Origin of the sequence: Bradyrhizobium sp., assembly GCF_049581145.1 — a bacterium.
Taxonomy (GTDB): Bacteria; Pseudomonadota; Alphaproteobacteria; order Rhizobiales; family Xanthobacteraceae; genus Bradyrhizobium.
In genome coordinates, this window is the sequence record NZ_JBAURI010000383.1 from 1 (window position 1) to 4,637 (window position 4,637).

General features: G+C 65.6%; 4 protein-coding genes. 1 reads left to right on the forward strand and 3 read right to left on the reverse strand.

The window, feature by feature from the left end; genetic code table 11:
• Positions 1-133: 133 nt before the first annotated feature.
• From WCB02_RS12315 to WCB02_RS12325, 3 genes are read right to left on the reverse strand one after another with little or no spacing between them, the layout of a single operon-like run.
• Positions 134-1,603, reverse strand: a complete 1,470-nt coding sequence (locus tag WCB02_RS12315; protein ID WP_423958495.1) for an MmgE/PrpD family protein — start codon at positions 1,601-1,603, stop codon at positions 134-136.
• Positions 1,590-2,627, reverse strand: a complete 1,038-nt coding sequence (locus WCB02_RS12320) for a PdxA family dehydrogenase (RefSeq protein ID WP_423958496.1) — start codon at positions 2,625-2,627, stop codon at positions 1,590-1,592. The genes WCB02_RS12315 and WCB02_RS12320 overlap by 14 nt, the downstream gene beginning before the upstream one ends.
• Before the next feature lie 6 nt (positions 2,628-2,633).
• Positions 2,634-3,947: a cation:dicarboxylate symporter family transporter gene (locus WCB02_RS12325; RefSeq protein ID WP_423958497.1), complete on the reverse strand. Its 1,314-nt coding sequence runs from the start codon at positions 3,945-3,947 to the stop codon at positions 2,634-2,636.
• Between the two features lie 130 nt (positions 3,948-4,077).
• Between WCB02_RS12325 and WCB02_RS12330 the strand changes: the two genes are divergently transcribed.
• On the forward strand, positions 4,078-4,637 hold a 560-nt coding region (locus WCB02_RS12330; protein ID WP_423958498.1), incomplete at its 3' end, for a LysR family transcriptional regulator.

Genomic DNA, 4,637 nt, shown 5'->3' on the forward strand with positions numbered 1-4,637 from the left:
GGTCAAGCCACGGCGCCGGACGAGATCAGTTGCTCCCAGAGCGTTTTCCGATTGAATCGGAAAACGCTCCGGTTGTTCTTTATTGGTCGCATTTTCTTTGGGAAAGCCGGTGTCCGCCTTTCCGAAAAATGCCCTACGCCGAGACCGACATCTTGGCGATCTCGGCCGCGCTCGGCAGGCTTTCGATGCTCCAGCAGGCATCCATCACCCGCCGGACCGTGGCGGCGGGAAGGATGCCTTCCGCCAGATCGGAAAACTTGGTCTCGAGCTGCTGGTCCGTCATCGGGACTTCGACGCTGCCGACGGCATGTTCGATGGAGCGATGCAGCTCGCGGCCATCCTTCAGGACGATGGTCATATCGACCTGTTCCGGCCTGATTCCGGGCGTGATCACCGGATTGACCTTGCTGCGCAGGGCGACCACCACCGGATCGGTCACGGCGCGGTCGCTGAACTGCTTTTCGCCGCCGGCGCCTTCGACGAGCGCGACCGCGACGGCATGATAGATGCTGAACTTGCCCTCGAGACCTTGATGCGGGGTCTTCTTGCCGGTGAGCTCGAGCACCAGCGGATGGACCTTGAGGTCGACGCGCTCGATCTGGTCGGCGCTTAGCTTGTTCTCATTGCGCAACTGGATCGCGGCGTCGATCGCCGGATGCATCACGATGCCGCAGGCGAACGGCTTGTAGGTGTTCAGCGCGGCCTCGTAACGTTTGCCGAGGTCGCCCAGGATCTCGTTGTAGTCCTGCTTGGTCGAGACGGTATTGGCCCAGCCGCGCTTGGCTTCGATCATGCTGTCGGATGAGGTGAAGTTCTTCGATGCCAGCATGGCCGCGAAGATGCCGTTGCTGGCGGCGCGGCCCGGATTGAAGCTCTTGTTCATCGAGCCGAAGGATTCGCGCAGTCCAACCGGCTGCGACGCGGCGAGGCCGAGCGCCCACATCATCTGCTGCTCGTTGAGCTTCAAGAGCTTGCCGACCGCCGCGGCCGAGCCGAAAACGCCGGCGGTGCCGGTGATGTGCCAGCCGACGTCATAGTGGTTCGGATAGACGCAGTTGCCGATCCTGCATTCGGTCTCGACACCGAGCACCAGCGCGTTGAGAAATTCCTTGCCCGACACCGGCTGCATTTCCGACAGCGCCAGGATCGCGGACGCCACCGGGCCCGCGGGATGAATGATGGTTTTCAGATGGGTGTCGTCATAGTCAAAGATGTGGCTCGAGACTCCGTTGATGAAGGCGGCGTTCATGATGTCGAACCGCTCGCGCCGTCCGAACAGCGAGGCCTGCGCCGGGCCCGAGAACGGGCTCAGCGCCGAGACCGCGATGTCGACGGTCTGATGGCGCGATCCGCCGATCGCGACGCCGACCCAGTTCAGCAGCGTCCGCACGCCCTCCTTGCGCACATTGGGCGGCAGGTCGTCATAGCTCGCGGTGACGATATAATGGGCCAGCCTGCGCGTGACGTCCTTGGCCGGCGCCGGTTTGGCTGGCGCGGCCGGCGCGCCGGCGGAATCGTCCGCGAACGCGATTGAAGTTGCGGCGGCGGTGAGCGGCAGCGCGGCTGCGGCCTGCAACAAAGTCCTGCGATCAGTGATTGGCATAGGAACCCTCCCGAATTTTCGTGGTGGCCAGTTGAGCAGCAAGCCGGACCGCGCTTTCGATCGCGCCGGTCTTGGCTATGCCTTGACCGACGATATCGAATGCCGTGCCATGGGATGGAGTCGTGAAGACGGTCTCGAGCCCCGCCGTCACGGTGACGCCGCGGTTGAAGCCGCGCAGCTTGGTCGCGATCTGCCCCTGGTCATGATACATCGCGACCACGCTGTCGAACTCGCCCGCGAAGGCGCGGACATAGACGGTATCGGCCGGATAGGGCCCGCTGCAGGCGACGCCTTTTTTCGCCGCGGCTTCGACGGTCGGCCGGATCATGTCGATCTCGTCGCGGCCGAACAGGCCGCCCTCGCCGGCATGCGGATTGAGCGCTGCGACCGCGATGCGCGGCGTCGCGATGCCGGCCTTGCGCATCATCCGGTCGGCGAGCTCGATCGCATCGGTGATGCTCTGCGGATTGATGCCGCCGATCGCCTCGCGCAGCGATTGGTGCCCGGTCACCCGCGACATCCACTGGCCGTCCAGCACGTTCATCTCGGAGAAATAGCCTTTGTGTCCGAGCAGGCTCGCGAACATCTTGTGCTCGTCGGGGAACCTCCAGCCGCCGTCGAACATGGCGCGCTTGTTGAGGGGGGCGAAGGTGATGGCGTCGACCTCGCCTTCTTTCGCGAAATCGATCGCGCGCGACAGCGTTTCGCCGGTCAGCCGGCCGGACTCCGCGTTGGACTTGCCGAGCGGGAACAGCGAGGGATCGGTATTGCCGAGGTCGACCAGCTGCACGGTGCCGCGTCCGAACGACGCCTCGGCCGGCGATGCCACCCGTTCGATCTCGAGCCGGACGCCGGCCTGCGACATGCCCATCTCCAGCACGCGGGCGTCGCCGACCACCACCAGATTGGCTGTGGAGGCGAGATTGCCGTCGGCGAGGATGCGCGCGGTCTGCTCCGGTCCGATACCGGTGCAATCGCCGGGGACCAGCGCGATGACGGGCAGGGTGGTCTGTTCGATGTCCATTGATGTCTACTTTGCAGTTGGAGGTTGCATGGTTGCCTTGGTCCATGCTTCAGGGTCGAATTCGCCGTCCCACTTGGCGACGATGATGGCAGCCACGGCGTTGCCGATGGTGTTGGTGATGGCTCTCGCCAGCGACATGAAGCGGTCGATGCCGAGCAGCAGCGCCAGGCCCTCCGCCGGCAGGCCCGCGGCCACGACGGTTGCTGCCAGCGCCGCGAAGGCGCCGCCGGTGACGCCGGCCGCGCCCTTGCTGGTCAACAGCATCACGACGAACAGGCTCAATTGCTGCGCCGTCGTCATCTCGATCCCGTAGACCTGGGCGACGAACAGCGTGCTCAGCGGCAGGGTCAGTGCGACACCGTCGAGGTTGAAGGAATAACCGGACGGGATGACGAGGCCAACCACGGCGCGCCCGACGCCTGCCGCCGGCAGCTTCTCCATCATGCCCGGGATCGCGGTTTCGGAAGACGAGGTGCCGAGCACCACCAGAAGCTCGGTTCGCAGCAGGCGCAGCAGGTCCATCAAGCGGATTCCGGCCACCCGGCAGATCGTCCCGAGCACCACGAAGATGAAGATCGCCATCATGGCCCAGGCCGTGCCGACCAGCAGCGCCAGCGCCGACAAAGTGGCCAGGCCGAACTTGGCCACGGTGAAAGCCATCGCGCCGAAGGCGCCGATCGGCGCCAGCGCGACCACGACATGCACGACGCTGAACACCAGCTCGGTCGCCCGTTCCAGCCCGGTACGCAGCGCGGCTCCGCGCTCGCCCAGCATCAGCAGGCCGATCCCGCACAACAGCGCCAGCACCAGAACCTGCAGCACATCGCCATTGGCGAAAGCGCCGACGAAACTGTCCGGGATCATGTGCAGGATGTAAGCCGAGACCGATCCGACATGCGCCTGCGCATAGCGGGCGACGGTCTCCGCCTGTTGCGCGGAGGCGTGGCCGACGCCGGCGCCGGGCTGCACCCAGCGCACCACAACGAAGCTGAACAGCAGGCAAAGCGTCGTGACGGCTTCGAAATAGACGAGGGCCTTGAGGCCGATGCGTCCGACCGCGCGCATGTCGCCGACCTGCGCGATGCCGGTGACCACCACCAGGAAGATCAGCGGCGTGATGGTCATCTTGACCAGCGAAATGAAGGCGTCGCCGAGCGGCTTCAGCTCGGCCGCGACGGCGGGAAACAGCGCCCCCGCCAGCGCGCCGAGTGCCGCGCCGGCCGCCACCAGCACATAGGGTTCACGCCAGAGCGGCCTCGCGCGCCGGCCGGCGGTGAGCGACGGGACGGGCGAAGACAGCGAACTGGTGGCGATCTGCAATGTGGTCCTCCCGGACAGCGGCCATGTTGGCTGGCTCTTTGTGATCTCGCTTGAAATTCGGATTACATTGGACCAGCCGGGCACCGCGCGCTAATGCCGTATTGGCATCATTTGAGGACGAAACGTTATCATGGACCTGATTTGGCTGGAGGATTTCCTCGCGATTGCCGAAGAAGGAGGGTTCTCGCGGGCAGCCGAGCGCCGCCATGTCACCCAGCCGGCGCTGAGCCGCCGCATCCGCGCCCTGGAAGAATGGCTGGGCACGCCGCTGTTCGAGCGCAGCACCCATACGCTGACCCTGACGCCGGCGGGCGAGACCTTCCGTGCGGTGGCGCAGGACGTGCTGCGCCGGGTCCTGGGGGGACGCGAGGAGGCGCTCGAGGTCGCCCGGCTCAAGGCCGAAACCGTCCATTTCGTGGCGACGCACGCGCTCTCGCAGACGTTCTTTCCCGACTGGATCCGCAAGTCGGAGAGTGCGCTGGGCGGCGCCTCGGTTCAACTGGTGGCCTCCAACTTCGCAGGCTCCGAAAAACTCCTGCTCGATGCCCAGGCCCACTTCCTGCTGTCCCACTACCATCCGTCGTTGGTGAACCGGCTCGATTCGGATCGCTTCCAGCGCATCGAACTGGATACGGACGTGCTGGTCCCGATCAGCGCGGCCGCCCTCGCGCCGCCCGCCCGCGGCCGACG

Bases quoted from the DNA above. Each gene is read 5' to 3' on its own strand.
- WCB02_RS12315 (WP_423958495.1), bottom strand. From the start codon at position 1,603: ATGCCAATCACTGATCGCAGGACTTTGTTGCAGGCCGCAGCCGCGCTG.
- WCB02_RS12320 (WP_423958496.1), bottom strand. From the start codon at position 2,627: ATGGACATCGAACAGACCACCCTGCCCGTCATCGCGCTGGTCCCCGGC.